Source organism: Variovorax sp. PAMC 28711, from assembly GCF_001577265.1.
In the GTDB taxonomy this organism is placed as follows: Bacteria; Pseudomonadota; Gammaproteobacteria; order Burkholderiales; family Burkholderiaceae_C; genus Variovorax.
In genome coordinates this window covers 2760316-2776038 of sequence record NZ_CP014517.1, presented here as the reverse complement: position 1 = coordinate 2776038, position 15723 = coordinate 2760316, and the positions used below count along the sequence as shown (strand labels likewise).

Annotated in this window: 12 protein-coding genes; 5 read left to right on the top strand and 7 right to left on the bottom strand. The window is 65.4% G+C overall.

The annotated features are described in order from the left end of the window. The first annotated feature begins 60 nt into the window (after positions 1-60). The 3 genes from phaP to AX767_RS13425 all read left to right on the top strand — a co-directional run bounded on the left by phaP (position 61) and on the right by AX767_RS13425 (position 3047). Positions 61-534 carry a TIGR01841 family phasin gene (phaP, locus tag AX767_RS13435; RefSeq protein ID WP_068631799.1) on the top strand — a complete coding sequence of 158 codons (474 nt, stop codon included), beginning with the start codon at positions 61-63 and terminating at the stop codon, positions 532-534. A gap of 87 nt (positions 535-621) precedes the next feature. Beyond that, positions 622-2250, top strand: coding sequence for a peptide chain release factor 3 (locus tag AX767_RS13430; protein ID WP_068633691.1), 1629 nt, complete (start codon positions 622-624; stop codon positions 2248-2250). Positions 2251-2261: 11 nt separating this feature from the next. Then, the gene (locus tag AX767_RS13425; RefSeq protein WP_068633694.1) at positions 2262-3047 is read left to right on the top strand and encodes an HAD family hydrolase; all 786 of its coding nucleotides are present in this window, start codon (positions 2262-2264) and stop codon (positions 3045-3047) included. A gap of 7 nt (positions 3048-3054) precedes the next feature. Here the strand turns inward: AX767_RS13425 and AX767_RS13420 are convergent, their stop codons facing one another. The 5 genes from AX767_RS13420 to AX767_RS13400 all read right to left on the bottom strand — a co-directional run bounded on the left by AX767_RS13420 (position 3055) and on the right by AX767_RS13400 (position 10737). Then, the gene (locus AX767_RS13420; RefSeq protein WP_237288457.1) at positions 3055-4212 is read right to left on the bottom strand and encodes an MFS transporter; all 1158 of its coding nucleotides are present in this window, start codon (positions 4210-4212) and stop codon (positions 3055-3057) included. 68 nt (positions 4213-4280) lie between these two features. Beyond that, on the bottom strand, positions 4281-5252 hold the full coding sequence (locus tag AX767_RS13415; RefSeq protein ID WP_068631797.1) for a tripartite tricarboxylate transporter substrate binding protein: 972 nt from the start codon (positions 5250-5252) through the stop codon (positions 4281-4283). 92 nt (positions 5253-5344) lie between these two features. Further along, complete coding sequence (locus AX767_RS13410; protein WP_068631796.1) at positions 5345-6391, bottom strand: histone deacetylase family protein; 1047 nt, start codon at positions 6389-6391, stop codon at positions 5345-5347. A gap of 1 nt (position 6392) precedes the next feature. Beyond that, on the bottom strand, positions 6393-9587 hold the full coding sequence (locus tag AX767_RS13405) for a type I restriction endonuclease subunit R (RefSeq protein ID WP_068631795.1): 3195 nt from the start codon (positions 9585-9587) through the stop codon (positions 6393-6395). Positions 9588-9591: 4 nt separating this feature from the next. Further along, positions 9592-10737 carry a Fic family protein gene (locus tag AX767_RS13400; protein WP_068631794.1) on the bottom strand — a complete coding sequence of 382 codons (1146 nt, stop codon included), beginning with the start codon at positions 10735-10737 and terminating at the stop codon, positions 9592-9594. A gap of 177 nt (positions 10738-10914) precedes the next feature. Between AX767_RS13400 and AX767_RS13395 the strand changes: the two genes are divergently transcribed. After that, complete coding sequence (locus AX767_RS13395; RefSeq protein ID WP_068633689.1) at positions 10915-12180, top strand: AAA family ATPase; 1266 nt, start codon at positions 10915-10917, stop codon at positions 12178-12180. Further along, positions 12180-12854, top strand: a complete 675-nt coding sequence (locus AX767_RS13390; protein ID WP_068631793.1) for an RloB family protein — start codon at positions 12180-12182, stop codon at positions 12852-12854. Before AX767_RS13395 ends, AX767_RS13390 begins: the two co-directional genes overlap by 1 nt. Positions 12855-12884: 30 nt before the next feature. Here AX767_RS13390 and AX767_RS13385 read toward each other — a convergent pair whose 3' ends face one another. Further along, positions 12885-14108 carry a restriction endonuclease subunit S gene (locus AX767_RS13385; protein WP_068631792.1) on the bottom strand — a complete coding sequence of 408 codons (1224 nt, stop codon included), beginning with the start codon at positions 14106-14108 and terminating at the stop codon, positions 12885-12887. After that, positions 14098-15657 carry a class I SAM-dependent DNA methyltransferase gene (locus tag AX767_RS13380; protein WP_068631791.1) on the bottom strand — a complete coding sequence of 520 codons (1560 nt, stop codon included), beginning with the start codon at positions 15655-15657 and terminating at the stop codon, positions 14098-14100. The genes AX767_RS13385 and AX767_RS13380 overlap by 11 nt, the downstream gene beginning before the upstream one ends. Positions 15658-15723: the final 66 nt, after the last annotated feature.

Genomic DNA, 15723 nt, shown 5'->3' with positions numbered 1-15723 from the left:
CGGCGTATCGTGGCGACGGACTTTTCGTCGCTACCTTCAACCTCCAGGAGACACCGCACCATGGCCACTGCCAAGAAAGCCGCCCCGAAGACCACCGCCAGCAGCAGCAAGGGCGCCAGCGCCGACGCGATGTTCAACCCGCTGAAAGGAATGACCGAGCGCCTGCAGAACCTCAACCTCACCGACGGCGCCGGCAAGATGCTCGACAGCGGGCGCAAGGACCTGCAGGCGCTGATGCAGGCCAACGAGAAGTCCTACCAGGGCCTGCAGACGGTGGTGCAGCGCCAGACCGAGATGATCAAGAACGCCATCACCGAATGGCAATCGGCCGCGCAATCGATGCCCGGCCAGAACCCGAAAGAGAATCTCGCCAAGCTCGACGAGCTGGGCCGTGCCTCGTTCCAGCGCGCTGTGGACGATATCAAGGAGCTGGCCACGCTGGCGGCCCAATCGCAGAAGGACGCCTTCGAAGTGGTGCGCGGGCGCATCCAGTCGAACGTCGACGAGGTGACCAAGCTGCTGCAGCGCAAATGAGCCCCGAAGGGCATTGAGCGCCGGTGCGCCAGCCGCTGCAGGGCCGCCTTCTAAAATCGGGCGATTCCCTGTAGCAGATTGCGCACCTTGTCTTTTCTCTCCGAAACCCGCCGCCGTCGCACCTTCGCGATCATTTCCCACCCCGACGCCGGCAAGACCACGCTGACCGAGAAGCTGCTGCTGTTCTCGGGCGCGATCCAGATCGCCGGCTCCGTCAAGGCGCGCAAGGCGACGCGCCATGCGACCTCGGACTGGATGGAAATCGAAAAGCAGCGCGGCATCTCGGTCGCCTCGTCGGTCATGCAGATGCTGTACCGCGACCATGTGATCAATCTGCTCGACACGCCCGGCCACAAGGACTTTTCGGAAGACACGTACCGCGTGCTGACCGCGGTCGACTCGGCGCTGATGGTGATCGACGCGGCCAACGGCGTCGAAGCGCAGACGCGACGGCTGATCGAGGTCTGCCGGCAACGCGACACACCGATCATCACCTTCGTCAACAAGATGGACCGCGAGGTGCGCGAGCCGCTGGACATCATGGACGAGATCGAGCGCGAGCTCGGCATGCCCTGCGTGCCGATGACCTGGCCGGTCGGCCAAGGCAAATCGTTCGGCGGCATCATGAACCTGCGCACGCAGACCATGACGGTGTTCGACTCGGGCAAGGAGCGGCTGCCGCAGGAGTTCGAGACGATTGCACTCGACAACCGCGCAGAGTTGCTCAAGCGTTTCGGCCATGAGTTCGAGACCGCCGAGCAGAGCATGGAGCTCGCGGCCGGCGCCTCGCCGACCTGGGACCGCGAGGCCTTCCTCGCCGGCAAGCAGACGCCGGTGTTCTTCGGGTCGGGCGTCAACAATTTCGGCGTGATGGAAGTGCTCGATGCACTCGTCGACCTCGCGCCGTCGCCGCAGTCGCGCACCAGCACCACGCTGGTCAATCGCCAACCGGTGGTGAAGGAGATCCAGCCGGAAGACAAGGACTTCGCCGGTGTCGTGTTCAAGGTACAGGCCAACATGGACCCGTCGCACCGTGACCGCATCGCCTTCGTGCGCATGGCGTCGGGCAAGTACACGCCGGGCATGAAACTCAAGGTGCAGCGCACCGCCAAGGAGCTGCGCCCGACCAGCGTCGTCACCTTCATGAGCCAGCGCCGCGAGGCGGTCGAAGAAGCGTATGCGGGCGACATCGTCGGCTTCACCACACACGGCGGCGTGCAGCTCGGCGACACCATCACCGACGGCGCCAACCTCCAGTTCACCGGCCTGCCCTTCTTCGCGCCCGAACTGTTCATGACCGTGATCCTGAAGAACCCGCTGCGCACCAAGCAGTTGCAGCAGGGGCTGGCGCAACTCGGCGAAGAAGGTGCAATCCAGGTGTTCCGTCCCGAGATCGGCGGCCCGATGCTGCTCGGCGCGGTCGGTCAGCTGCAATTCGAAGTGGTGCAGCACCGCCTGAAGGGCGAGTACGACTGCGACGTCCGTCTCGAAAGCTGCCAGTACACCGGCGCGCGCTGGATCACCGCCGACACGCCTGCCGAGTTGCGCGACTTCGTCAACGCGTACCCGGCGCGCATGGCGCTGGACGCGGCCAACACGCTGGCGTACCTCTGCACCTCGCCGTACGACGTGCGCCTCGCGCAGGAGCGCTTTCCGAAGATCCATTTCCATCCGCTGCGCGAGCACGCAGGCCTCGCGCTGCAGACGGCCGGCTGATGGACGGACGGATGCGCCCGCTCGCGGAATGGCCCGCCGAAGCGCGGCGCGGCCTCGTCGGCGTCTTCACCGACATCGACGACACGCTCACCAGCGTCGGCGCCATCACCCCCGACGCGTTGCAGGCGCTGGTCGATCTGAAGGCCGCAGGCCTGCATGTCGTGGCGATCACCGGTCGACCGGTCGGCTGGAGCGAGCCGTTCGCGGCCGCGTGGCCGGTCGACTCGATCGTCGCGGAGAACGGCGCCGTGGCGCTGACCGCCGCGAACGGCGCGCTGTCCAAACGCTACCAGCAGGACGCGGACACGCGCGTCGTCAACTTCGCGCGCATGCAGCGGGCGCTCTCGCGCGTCGAGCGTGAAGTGCCCGGCGCGGTGCGCGCCACCGATTCAGCGGGCCGCGAGTGCGACATCGCGATCGACCACAGTGAGTTCGTCCACCTGGACCAATCGCAGATCGCGGCCGTGGTGGCGCTGATGCGCGACGAAGGCCTGCACGCGACGGTGAGCAGCATCCACATCAACGGCTGGTACGGCGCGCACAACAAGCGCGAGGGCGCGCGCTGGATCGTGCGCGAACTGTGGGGCCGCGCGCTCGACGCCGAGATGGACCGCTGGGCGTATGTGGGCGATTCGACCAACGACCAGCTCATGTTCCAGCACTTTGCGCACAGCATCGGCGTGGCCAACATCGCGCGCTTCGTGCCGCAGCTGGCGCATCTGCCGAGCTACGTGACGCCAAGCGAGCGCGGCGCGGGATTCGCCGAAGCGGCGCGGGCGATCCTGGCCGCGCGCTGACCTCGCCTCAGCGCGCCGGCGACGCCCGGCCGGCGTTGCGCAGCGCGAACCATTGCAGCACCGCGCCGATGCTGCCGAGCACGAGCAACACCAGGGCATAGCCGCGCACCGTCTGCAACAAGCCGAACGGTGCGATCAACAGCCCGGCGGCCATGGCCGGGACGCTGAACGCGAGGTAGCTCATGACGTAGATCGAGGCGAACAGCTCCGCCCGCTCATGCGAATCGGCCAGCGGCGCCAGGATCTGGATCTGCGCCGAGAACGCCGTGCCGAAGCCGACGCCGCCCACCGCTGCGCCGATGAAGAACAAGAGGAGCGACGCGTTCGAGAAAGACGCCGTCATCGCGCCGATGCCGAAGACGATCACTGTCATGCCGAAGGCGCCGGCGCGCGCCGGACCGAAGCGCGACAAGAGCATCGGTGCGAGCGCGCCAAAACCGAACAAGGTGGCGATGGCCGAGCCATTGACGACACCGTCGTGCACGCCGAACACGTCGCGCAACAAGGACGGCACCAGGGAGAGGAACAGTCCGCCCAGCGCCCAGGTCGTCACCAGCGCAGGCGCGGCGCGCAGGAACGGGCCGCGAGCCCGCACCGGCACGGCCATCCGCGGCACCAGCGAACGCCATGCGCCCGGGCGCGGTGCAGCGGTTTCAGGCACGAACAGCACACCGACCGCACCCAGCACCACGACCGCGGCAAGGGTGCCGAACACCAGCGGCACCGCATGGCCGACCAGCTTGACGGTGATGCCGGTCAGCAGCGCGCCGACCGCCAGCCCGGCGAGCGGCGACACGCTGCTGATGAGCGCGCCGAGCCGCTTCTGCGACGTTGGCGCGGCCTCGACCACCGCCGCGGTGAGGGCACCGCTGGCCAGCCCTGTCGCGATGCCCTGCACCACCCGCGCCGCGATCAGGCCGCCGATGCCGCGCGCCCACAGGAACATCAGCATGGCGAGCGTCTGCATGAACAGCGCCACCAGCATCACCGGGCGTCGGCCGATGTGATCCGACAGCGACCCCGCGACCAGCAGCGACAGCAGCAACGCAATCGCGTAGATCGCGAAAGCGACCGTCAGCAGCGACGACGAAAAGCCCCACTGCTGCTGGAACACGATGAACAGCGGCGACGGCGCGCTGGCCGCCATGAAATAGGCGAAGAGCACGGTCGCCAGCAGCGGGAATGCGGCGGCGGGCGGCAGGCGCCGGCGCTGGCTAGGAACCGGGTCCAGGACTACTGCCCCTTCGCCAGCCCCAGCTTCTCGATGACCACCTTCTCGCGCGCCACGGTGTCCTTGGCGAACTGCGTGTACTGCGCCGAGCTCTTGTAGTCGGGCAGCATGTCGTACTTGCCGAGCGCAGACACGTAGCTCGGCTCTTCCATGGCCTGCTTGAAGGCGTCGTGCAGCTTCTTAACGACTTCGGGCGGTGTGCCCTTGGGCGCGCCGATGCCGAAAGGGGAGTTCTGCACGATGTCGTAGCCCAGCTCTTTCAGCGTGGGCGCATCGGGGAACTTGGCCAGGCGCTTGTCGCCCCAGGTGTTGAGCACGCGCAGCTTGCCGGCTTCGACCAGCGTGGCGAAGCCGGTGCTGTCGGCGCCCGCCATGAGCTGCCCGCTCTGCAGCGCGAGCATCAGGTCGGCGCTGCCTTTGTACGGGATGTGCTGAAGCTCGATGCCGGCCTTCTGCGCGACCAGCTCGGTCGTGAGGTGCGGGCTGGTCAGCGTGCCGGTCGACCCATAGCTGAGCTTGCCGGGATTGGCCTTGGCGTAGGCGACGAAATCGGCCCAGTTCTTGAACGGGCTGTTGGCAGGCACCACGATGCCGAACGCATAGCCGGTGACGTTGATGACGTAGCTGATGTCGTTGATCGGGTCCCAATTGATCTTGGTGGTGTAGCCGAGGCGGAATACGCCGAGCGGGATTTGCGCGACGGTGTAGCCGTCGGGCTGCGAGGTCTGCAGCGCCTGCGCCGGCAGCGTGCCGCCCGCGCCGGGCTTGTTGTCGATGATCACCGGCTGGCCGAGGATTTTCGAGGCGTTTTCGGCGAGCTGACGCATCGTGATGTCGGTCGGTCCGCCGGCGGGGAAGGCGATCACGAGTTTGACGGGCTTGGCCGGAAAAGCCTGCGCGAATGCGGTGAGCGGCAGCGCGGCAGTCAGGGCACAAAGCGCCGTGGCGCGCAGCAGCTGGGAACGGGAAAACATGCGGGAAGACTCCTGGAGTTCGGAAAAAGGATCGACCGGCGATTGGGCCCGGTCAGCTCGCGGTCAGCAATCCGTAGTGTCCCGTGCTTTTGTCAGCGCGCAGCCTGCATGAAGCCTTCGAGCACGTTGACGGCGTTCACGCCGACTTCGGTGACCGCGTAGCCGCCCTCGAACACGAACACCGTCGGCAAGCCGGCGCGCGCCAGGGCGTCGCCGATGGCGAGGTAGTCCGCGCTCTGCAAGGTGAAGCCGGCGATCGGGTCGCCCGCAAAGGTGTCGAGCCCGAGCGAGATGACCAGCGCGTCCGCACCGAACGCGGCAATGCCCTGGAGCGCCGTGCCGAGTGCCGCACGCCATGCCGCGAAGCCGGTGCCGCGTGGCAGCGGCAGGTTGCGGTTGAAGCCAAGCCCCGCGCCAGCGCCGTCTTCGTCTGCATAGCCGAGGTAGTAAGGGTATTCGGTGTGCGGATCGCCATGCAGGCTCGTCACCTGCACGTCGGCGCGCTCGTAGAAGAGGGCCTGCGTGCCGTTGCCGTGGTGGTAGTCGATGTCGAGCACCGCGACGCGCGCCATGCCGGCATCGCGCAAGGTCTGCGCCGCAATGGCGGCGTTGTTGAGAAAGCAGTAGCCGCCGAAGAAATCGGCGCCGGCGTGGTGCCCGGGCGGCCGCGTCAGCGCGAACGCGGCGCGCTCCCCGGCCACCAGGCTTCGTGCCGCCGCGATGGCGCAGCCCGCGCCCGCATGCGCAGCCGTCCAGGTGCCAGCGGTGAGCGGACTGCCCGCGTCGTACGAGAAAAGCCCCATGCGAGCCGCGAAGCTCGCCGGCAGCACGTCGCTGCGAAAAGTGCGGATCGGCCAGTACGACGGGAACGCATCGCGTTGCGCATTGGCCGGGTCGAGCGCCACCCACTCGTCCCATGCGCCGCGCAGGAAGTCGACGTAGCGTGGCGCATGCACCCGCGCGATCACCCCGTCGTCGAACGCCGTCGGCGTCTCGACCGTGCCCAGCGCGCGCCGCTTCAGTTCGTCGAGCACGAAATCGGCGCGCGCCGGAACTTCGAAGCACGGCACCAGTTCGCCGCGGAACATTTCGAGCTTGCCGTGGTGCAGGGCGTGGCGGTCGTTGTAGAAGGTGTGCATGTCAGCCTGCGGCTTCCGCCAACGCCTCCGCCTGCCGCAGCACCAGTTCGACTGCAGCATCCTGCTGATCCGGCGGGTACTTGTACTTTCTGAGGATCCGCCGCACCAGAAGCCGCAGCTTGGCGCGCACGCTTTCGCGTTTCGACCAGTCCACGCTCAGGTTCTGTCGGAGGCTCTCGGTGAGCTCGTGCGCGATCTTCTTGAGCACTTCGTCGGTGAGTTGGAGCACTGCCGACTCGTTGCTGGCCAACGCGTCATAGAAACGCACCTCGTCTTCGGTCAACCCCAGTGTTTCGCCACGCGACGCCGCTTCGCGAAACTTCTTCGCCATCGCGACCAGTTCCTCCATCACCTGCGCGGTCTCGATGGAGCGGTTCTGGTAGCGCTTGATCACATCCGCGAGCAGCTCCGAAAACTTGCGGTCCTGCACGATGTTGCCGGCGAAGCGGCTCTTGATCTCGCCTTCGAGCAGCCGCTCCAGCAGTTCCACCGCCAGATTGCGTTCCGGCAGCCTGGCCACCTGCGCCAGGAAGTCGTCGTCGAGCAAACCGATGTTGGGCTTGTCGAGTCCCACGGCGTCGAAGATGTCGACCACGCTCTCCGACACCACGGCCGAGCCGATGATCTGGCGAATCGCCATCTCGCGCTGTTCGTCCGTTCGTTTCTTCGCCGTGAGTTCTTTCTTGGTCAGGATCACCTTCACGCCCTGGAAGAAAGCGACCTCTTCGCGTACGGCCTTCGCCTCGTCGAGCGTGCAACACAGCGTGAAGGCCTTGCTCATGGCCAGCGCCACATCGGCGAAGCGCCTCTTGCCGTCCTTGATGCCGAGCACATGGTTCGCCGCACCCGCCAGCGTCTTGTGGCCGCCCGTGAGAAAGCCGCCGTAGTCGAAGCCGTGCAACATGGCACGCAGCACATCGATCTTCTCCGCGAGCAGGCTGTAGGCCTCGTGCGCATCGACCGTCGGCCGGCCACGGCCCTGGCTGGCGGTGTACTCCTTCATGGCGGCCTTCAGCTCGTTGCCGATGCCGATGTAGTCCACCACCAACCCGCCCTGCTTGTTGCTGAAGACCCGATTCACCCGTGCGATCGCCTGCATCAGGTTGTGGCCCTTCATCGGCTTGTCGACGTAGAGCGTGTGCACGCAGGGCGCGTCGAAGCCGGTCAGCCACATGTCCCGCACGATCACCATCCGCAGCGGATCGGCCGGGTCCTTGAAGCGCTTTTCGAGCCGCTTCTTTACCTGCGCGCTGTAGATGTGCGGACGCAGCAGCGCCTTGTCGCTGGCGGAGCCCGTCATCACGATCTTGATGGCGCCGTGTTCCGGATCGACGTCGTGCCACTCGGGGCGCAGCCTGACGATCTCGTCGTAGAGGTGCACGCAGATGTCGCGGCTCATCGCGACCACCATCGCCTTGCCGGTCTGCGCCTTGTTGCGCTCCTCGAAGTGCGCCACCAGGTCGGCCGCCACGCTCGTCACCCGCGGCCCGGCACCCACCACTTTTTCCAGCGCCGCCCATTTGCTCTTGAGCCGGCTCTGGTCGCTTTCTTCTTCGTCTTCGGCCAGCTCGTCGACCTCTTCGTCGATCTGTGCGAGATCGGTTTCATTCAGCCGCAGCTTGGCCAGACGCGACTCGTAGTAGATCGCCACGGTGGCGCCGTCTTCGCGCGCCTGCTGCATGTCGTACACGTGGATGTAGTCGCCGAACACGGCCCGGGTGTCGCGGTCTTCGCTGCTCACCGGCGTGCCGGTGAAGGCCACGAAGGTCGCATGCGGCAACGCGTCGCGCAGGTGCTGCGCGTAGCCGACCTGGTAGCGCGCCACAGTGCCCGCGCCATACGTTGGCGGCGCAAAGGCCACGTGGTGCGGCGTCGGCGCTCCGTCGCCGGTCGCAAGCGGTGCCGATGGCGACCGCCGCGTCTTCAACTTCGCCTCGAAGCCGTATTGCGTGCGGTGCGCTTCATCGGCAATGACCACGATGTTGTGCCGCGCCGACAGCTCGGGGAAGCTGTCTTCGTCTTCGCCCGGCATGAACTTCTGGATGGTCGCGAAGACGATGCCGCCGGACGGCCGATTCGCTAACAGCGTGCGCAACTCCTGCCGGGTGCGCGCCTGCACCGGCTGCTCGCGCAGCAGGTCCTGCGCCAGGCTGAACACGCCGAAGAGCTGGCCGTCGAGGTCGTTGCGATCGGTGATCACCACGATGGTCGGGTTGGCCATCGCCGGCTCCTGCATCACGCGTGCGGCGAAGCAGGTCATGGTGATGCTCTTGCCGCTGCCCTGCGTGTGCCACACCACGCCGCCCTTGCCCTGCACGCCGCTCGCGGCATCGGGACGGGAAGCGGCCACCACCTGCGCAATGGCCGCGCGCACCGCGTGGAACTGGTGGTAGCCGGCGATCTTCTTGACCAGCGTGCCGTCGTCCTCGAACAGCACGAAGTAGCGCAGGTAGTCGAGCAGGTACGCCGGCGCCAGCACACCGCGCACCAGCGTCTGCAGCTCGTTGAACCCGCCCAGCGGGTCGAGCGTGACGCCGTCGATGGTGCGCCACGCCATGAAGCGCTCGCCATTGGCCGAGAGCGAACCCAGCAAGGCCTCGGTGCCGTCCGAGATCACCAGCAATTCGTTGTACTGAAAGACGTCGGGGATCTGTTCCTTGTACGTCTGCAACTGGTCGTAGGCCTTCCAGACGTCGGCATTGGGGTCGGCCGGATTCTTGATCTCGAGCAGCACCAGCGGCAAGCCGTTGACGAACAGCACGATGTCGGGCCGCCGCGTGTGGTGCGGCCCGCGGATGCTGAACTGGTTGACCGCCAGCCACTCGTTGCCAGACCCTTCGCCGGAAGCATCCGCCCAATCCACCAGCCGCACGAAATCGCCGCGCGTCTCGCCGTCCTTCTGGTACTGCACCGGCACGCCCGTCACCAGCAGCTTGTGGAACTGACGGTTGGCAGACAGCAGCACCGGCGTGCCGAGCGCCAGCACCTGCTTGAGCGCGTCGTCCTGCGCCGCAGCCGGCACGTCGGGGTTCAACCGGTCGATGGCCGCGCGCAAGCGATCTGCCAGCACCACCTGCCGGTAGCTCGCCCGCTCCGGCGTCGGGCCGTCATGCGCGATGTCGGGGCCGTAGCGGTGCGTGTAGCCCACGTCGAACAGCCAGGCGAGCGCTTCCTGTTCGAGTTGGTCTTCGGTCATGGCGTCAATCCGTCAGCAGCGCGATATAGCGCTGATAGCTGAAGTTGCGATTCGTCTTCTGCCCCGTGCGCTCGGCCACGATGCCGAGGTCTTCGAGCACCTTGACCGCTGCAGTCGCCGTCGGGAAGCTCGTCTGCAACTGCTGGCGCACACGCTCGATGGTGAAGCGCGGCATCAGCGGCAGCATTTCGAACAGGCGGTAACTGGCCGGTCCGGCCTTCGGCGATTCGAGCAAGCGGCGTCGGTCGGCCGTGACCAGGCTGGCCAGCGCCACCACCCCGCGCTCGGCCTGCTGCGCCGACTCGGTCACGCCCTCCAGAAAGAAGGCCAGCCAGCCCTCCCAATCGCCATCGGTGCGCACGCGCGCGAGGCGCCGGTAGTACTCCGCCTGGTGCTGCTTCAAGTAGCCGCTCAGGTACATCAACGGCTCCGGCAACAAGCCCCACGATTCCAGCAGCGCGGCAATCAGCAGACGACCGATGCGGCCGTTGCCATCCAGAAACGGATGAATCGTCTCGAACTGCACATGCACCAGCGCAATGCGCACCAGCGGCGGCAGTGTGGGTGCCTTGTCGTGGATGAAGCGCTCCAGCGCGCCGAGCAGCACCGGCACCTGGTCGGCCGGCGGCGGCACAAACACCGCATTGCCCGGCCGCGTGCCGCCGATCCAGTTCTGCGACTTGCGCAGTTCGCCCGGCTGCTTGCCCGCGCCGCGTGCGCCATCGAGCAGCAGGCGGTGCGACTCGCACAGCAGCCGAATGCTGATGGGCAAGCCCGTGGGGTTGGCCAGGTTGTCGCGCACAAGACGGAAGGCGCGCAGGTAGTTGGCGACCTCCTCCACATCGTCGGTGTTGGTCACGGCCAGCCCAGCCTCTTCGTCGAACAAATCGACCAGCGTCGCCTGGGTGCCCTCGATCTGCGAGGTGAGCAGCGCCTCCTTGCGAACGGCGCTGTAGAGCAGCCAGTCGACCGACGGCACCAAACCCGACACGCCGGACAGACGGGCGAGCGCCAGTTCGGCATGGCGATTGCGCTCGACGAACGACTCCGCCGCCAGCGCCGGTTTGCTCGGCGGCAGCGCATGCGGCACGAACGCCTGAACGGCTTCGCTCAGCGTGGTCGTGGTGACGTAGGTGCCGGTGCTGCGCATGAGATGAACGCGGGTTTGAATGCCTTGACTGAGAATTAAAGCATTCTTTAATTGGATGCGCTACCGTTAAAGCGCTTTTGCGGACGTCCGGCTCGCATTAAAACCCCATTCGCATACAAAATTACTTGCGATTTTGCGATTGCAGTGCAAAATCAATAGACATTTTGTTTGAATGCCATGTTGATCGAGTTTCGCGTCACAAACTTCCGCAGCCTGCGCGACGAACAGGTGCTCAGTCTCGTAGCGTCCAAAGACAAGACGCTGCAGGACACGCACACCGCAGCCACGGGCCTGAAAGCAGCGCCGCACGTGCTGCGCAGTGCCGTTATCTATGGCGCGAACGCCAGCGGCAAGTCCAACCTGATCAAGGCCTTGCAGTACATGCGTGGCGTCGTGGCCGAGTCGGCCACGATCCAACCGAACCAGTCCTTCGCGGTTCAGGCGTTCCGTCTGGATCAGGCGTCCGGTGAAGCGCCAACCGAGTTTGAAATCACCTTTCTTGTGGACGGCATCCGCTACCAGTACGGCTTTGCCATGACACGGCAGCGAGTCGTCAGCGAGCATTTGCTGGTTTACAAGACCTCCAAGCCGCAGCGCTGGTTCGACCGTCGCTTCGATGTCGAAACAGGCAAGGACATCTACGAGTTCGGCACCGGCCTCAAGGGCGCGAAGAACCTCTGGGAAGGCGCCACCCGGCCCAACGCGCTGTTCCTTTCGATGGCCGTGCAGCTCAACAGCGATGTTCTGCGTCCCGTGTTCGATTGGCTCATCAACGAGTTGGTGATCTTCAATGAGCGGGCTGCACTCAACCCGCAGATTTCCATCCAGATGCTCAAAGAGCCCGACGGACGCCGGCGGCTCTGCGATTTCCTGTCTTCGGCCGACATCAGCATCGACAACATTGAAGTTGTCTCGCGCAAAGTCCCCGCGCAAACGGTGCACTTCGACATGAAGGCGGGAAAAACCGAGGTGCGCAACGAAGAGCAAGACCAGGATCACCTGCAGTTCTTTCATGCCACACCGCAGGGCAAAGCCACATTCGAACTGATGGACGAATCCAGCGGCACGCGCAACCTGCTGTTCATCGCGGGGCCGGTGCTGGACATCCTCGAAAAGGGGCGGACGCTGGTCATCGACGAACTCGACACCAGCCTTCACCCCATTCTCGTGCGCGAACTGGTGCGCCTGTTCCACCGCCCCGAGGTCAACACCGGCGGCGCCCAACTGATCTTCACGACGCACGACACGTCCTTGCTCGACGCGCCCGACCTGTTCCGGCGCGATCAGGTCTGGTTCGTTGAGAAAGACGCCGACCAGGCTTCCGCGCTGGTCGCGCTCTCCGAGTTCAGCCCCCGCAAGAACGAGGCACTCGAACGCGGCTACCTCATGGGCCGCTATGGCGGTGTCCCGTTTCTGCGCGACGCACTGGCGGTGCAGCCCTGATGGCGCGCGACCGCGCCCCGCAGGAGCGCCAGAAGGAGCAGCTCCAACGCAAGATCGGTCGTCGCGCCAGTTACGACCGCATCCTGATTGTTTCGGAGGGAAGCAAAACCGAGCCCAACTACTTCAACGAAATTCGCACCGCGCACCGCTTGCACACGGCCAACGTGCAGGTGCGGTCCAGCGAGTTGGGTACGGCGCCGATCCAGGTGGTGCAGCACGCCAAAAGCCTGTTCGAGCAAGGTGATCGACACCGAAAAATCCAGTCTCGCGCGTTCGAGCAGGTCTACGCCGTGTTCGACCGAGACGACCATCCAAGCAATGTCGAAGCATTGCGTCTGGCCGAGTCGTTGGACGGCAAGCTGAAGAACGACGAAAAGCAAATGGTGCGCTTTCGCGCCATCGCCTCGGTGCCCAGCTTCGAGCTGTGGCTGCTGCTGCACTACCAGGACATTCAGGCGCCCATGCACCGTGACGAGGTGATGAGGCGCCTAAAGCAACACATTCCCGGCTACGAGAAGGGCGCGTCGCGCACCTTCGCGAGCACGAGCGACCGCCTTGACGTGGCCATCGCACGAGCGGATGCGCTCGCACGCCGATTCACCGCGGACGACGCCCCCGAGCCCTACACGGCCATCCATGAATTGGTCGGGCTGCTGACGAAGCTGCGCGCTTGATCGGGCCATGCAGGCCGAGCGCTTGACCGCTCAACTGGGCTGAGCTTCGATGTCCGTCACGGCTTCCGGCAGTCGTAGCTGCCCGGAGATCAGACGGGGGAGCAGGGTGTCGCGGAGGGCGGCGAGGGTTTGGGCAGTTTGAGTGGCCGCTTTCATGTGCGCGAACAACGGCTCGACGACTTCTGTAAAACGCAGTGCGACATCTTCCGTCGGGACGACGACGGGGTAGTCGGCCAAGTCCGACCAATTGACCCGTGGCATCTTCGCGCCGTTCGACAGCCGTTCTGCGTAGCCAACCAACGCATCGCTGAAAAGCTGCATCGCCACAAAGCCCTTGAATGCAGGTTTGATTGCCTGACACACCAAGACATCCGTGGAGCAGACGCCATCAAACGGCGCGATGACGACCTTGTGGAAGTAGGGACGGAGCTTTCCGAAAAGAACATCACCTTCACGGAAAGCGGCTTTGGCGCTTTCCAGCCCATCCGCAGTCGCCCACTCGACAAGGCTCAACGACTTTCGCGGCATGTGCTCCAAACCGACATAGTGCAGCCCCGCGTGAAGCTCCGACGGTTGAAGTTGCTTCCGAACCGTTCGTGCCACTTCGCCGAGGTGGCCGCTGCGCCACCCCTTCGGCACCAACCCCAACTCCGACTCCCCGAACCCATCCGGAAACAGCGCCGCCGTGGCCTCGTCCATGCCTTCGGGGGCGCGGCATGCCATCTTGGCGCGCACGGGGTCGAAGTCGACGAACCACGATTTGAACAGCGCCTGGGCGATGGCTTCGAGCGTGGCGTTGGTTTCGCGCAGGAGGGTGATGCGGTCGTCGAGAGCTTGAAGCACATCAACGATCTCGTTCTGCTCGGCCCTCCCGGGCACCAGTACAGGGATGGAGTAGATGAAATTGCGATTAAGAGATGGTTGCGCACTCCCAGAGTTGTAGCCCGCGAGAGCAAGCGTCTGCAGGAGGTAGTAGGCGAATCGCGGATGGTTGCCAAGAAAATCCGTTACGTACAGGCAGGTGTTGTGCGGCCAATAGTCCACGTCTGAGAAATGAACTCGCCCAACAGAAGCACCGCTACGGCCAATCACCACACCTGGACCAGCAGCCAGAGACTCAGCATGAGTGCCGTTCTGGCCGGCCGATCCCATTACCGGAAACAGCCCAGGCCGCTGCTCCGCTGCAGTCAGGTCGTGCCCTCGCTGCAGCCGGACGAACTCACCAAGAGTGCGCTTCGCCCACTCAGAACTCATACCCCAGCCCCCCCAGCTTCTTCCGGATCAGCGCATCCAGTTCCGCGCCCTTCGCCATCTGCTCGCCCAGCGTCTCGGTGAGCTTCTGCATCTTCTCGGCGAAGGCTTCGTCGTCGTCCTCGACCGCTTCGGCGCCGACGTAGCGGCCCGGCGTCAGCACATGGCCGTGCTGGGCAATCTCTTCCAGCTTTACGCTGCGGCAGAAGCCGGCCACGTCTTCATACGCGGGCGCTGATGCATCGCCGCGCCAGGCGGCCACGGTGTTCGCGATGCGATCGATCACCGCATCGGTCAGCTCGCACTGCACGCGGCTGATCATGGTGGCGAGCTTGCGGGCGTCGATGAAGAGCACTTCGCCTTTGCGCGCGGGCGCTTTCTTCTTCGCCAGGAACCACAGGCACGCGGGGATCTGCGTGTTGAAGAACAACTGGCCGGGCAGCGCGACCATGACTTCGACCACGTCGGCCTCGACCATCGCGGCGCGGATCTGCGCCTCGCCGTTCTGGCTGCTGCTCATGCTGCCGTTGGCCAGCACGATGCCGGCGCGGCCGGTGTCGGGCTTCAGGTGGTGCAGCATGTGCTGCAGCCAGGCGTAGTTGGCGTTGCCTTGCGGCGGGTCGCCGTACACCCAGCGCGCGTCGCCTTCCAGGCTGCCGTGCCACCAATCGCTGATGTTGAAGGGCGGGTTGGCCAGCACGAAGTCGGCCCGCAGGTCTTTGTGCTGGTCGCGCACGAAAGTATCGGCCGGCTCCTTTCCCAGGTCGAAGTCGAGACCACGAATGGCCATGTTCATCGCGGCCAGGCGCCAGGTGGTGGGGTTGGCCTCTTGCCCGTAGATCGACACGTCGCCGCGCTTGCCGCCGTGCGCCTCGATGAATTCTTCGCTCTGCACGAACATGCCGCCCGAGCCGCAACACGGGTCGTACACCTTGCCGTGGTGCGGCGCGAGCACGGCGACCAAGGTCTTGACGATGCTGCGCGGCGTGTAGAACTGGCCGCCGCGCTTGCCTTCGGCGTTGGCGAACATGCCGAGGAAGTATTCGTACACCTGCCCGAGCACGTCACGCGCCTGGGCGGCATCGACGCCGAAGCCGATGGTCGACACCAGGTCGATCAGCTCGCCGAGCTTGCCGTCGGGCAACTGCGCGCGGGCGTAGCGCTTGTCGAGGATGCCTTTGAGGCTCGGGTTCTCGGCCTCGATGAGCGTGAGCGCCTCGTCGATGCGCTTGCCGATGTCGGGCTGCTTGGCGGCGGCGCGGATGCTCTCCCAGCGCGCGGCCTCGGGCACCCAGAAGACGTTGGCAGCGCGGTAGTAGTCGCGCTGCTCCAGTTCGGCGGCCAGGTCATCGGCCGTGGCATCGGCAAAGTGGTACTCGTCGGCCGGGTCGGCAAAACGCGTGACCAGCTCGGCCCGGCGTGCGGCGAAGGTGTCGGAGATGTACTTGACGAAGATGAGGCCGAGCACCAGGTGCTTGTACTCGGCGGCATCCATGTTGGCGCGCAGCTTGTCGGCGGTGGCCCAGAGCGCCTTTTTGAAGGTATCGATCATCGGCGGCGAGCGTAGCAGGCACTGCATCGTGCTCGATACGGTCAACCCGCGGCACTCGCTGCCGCC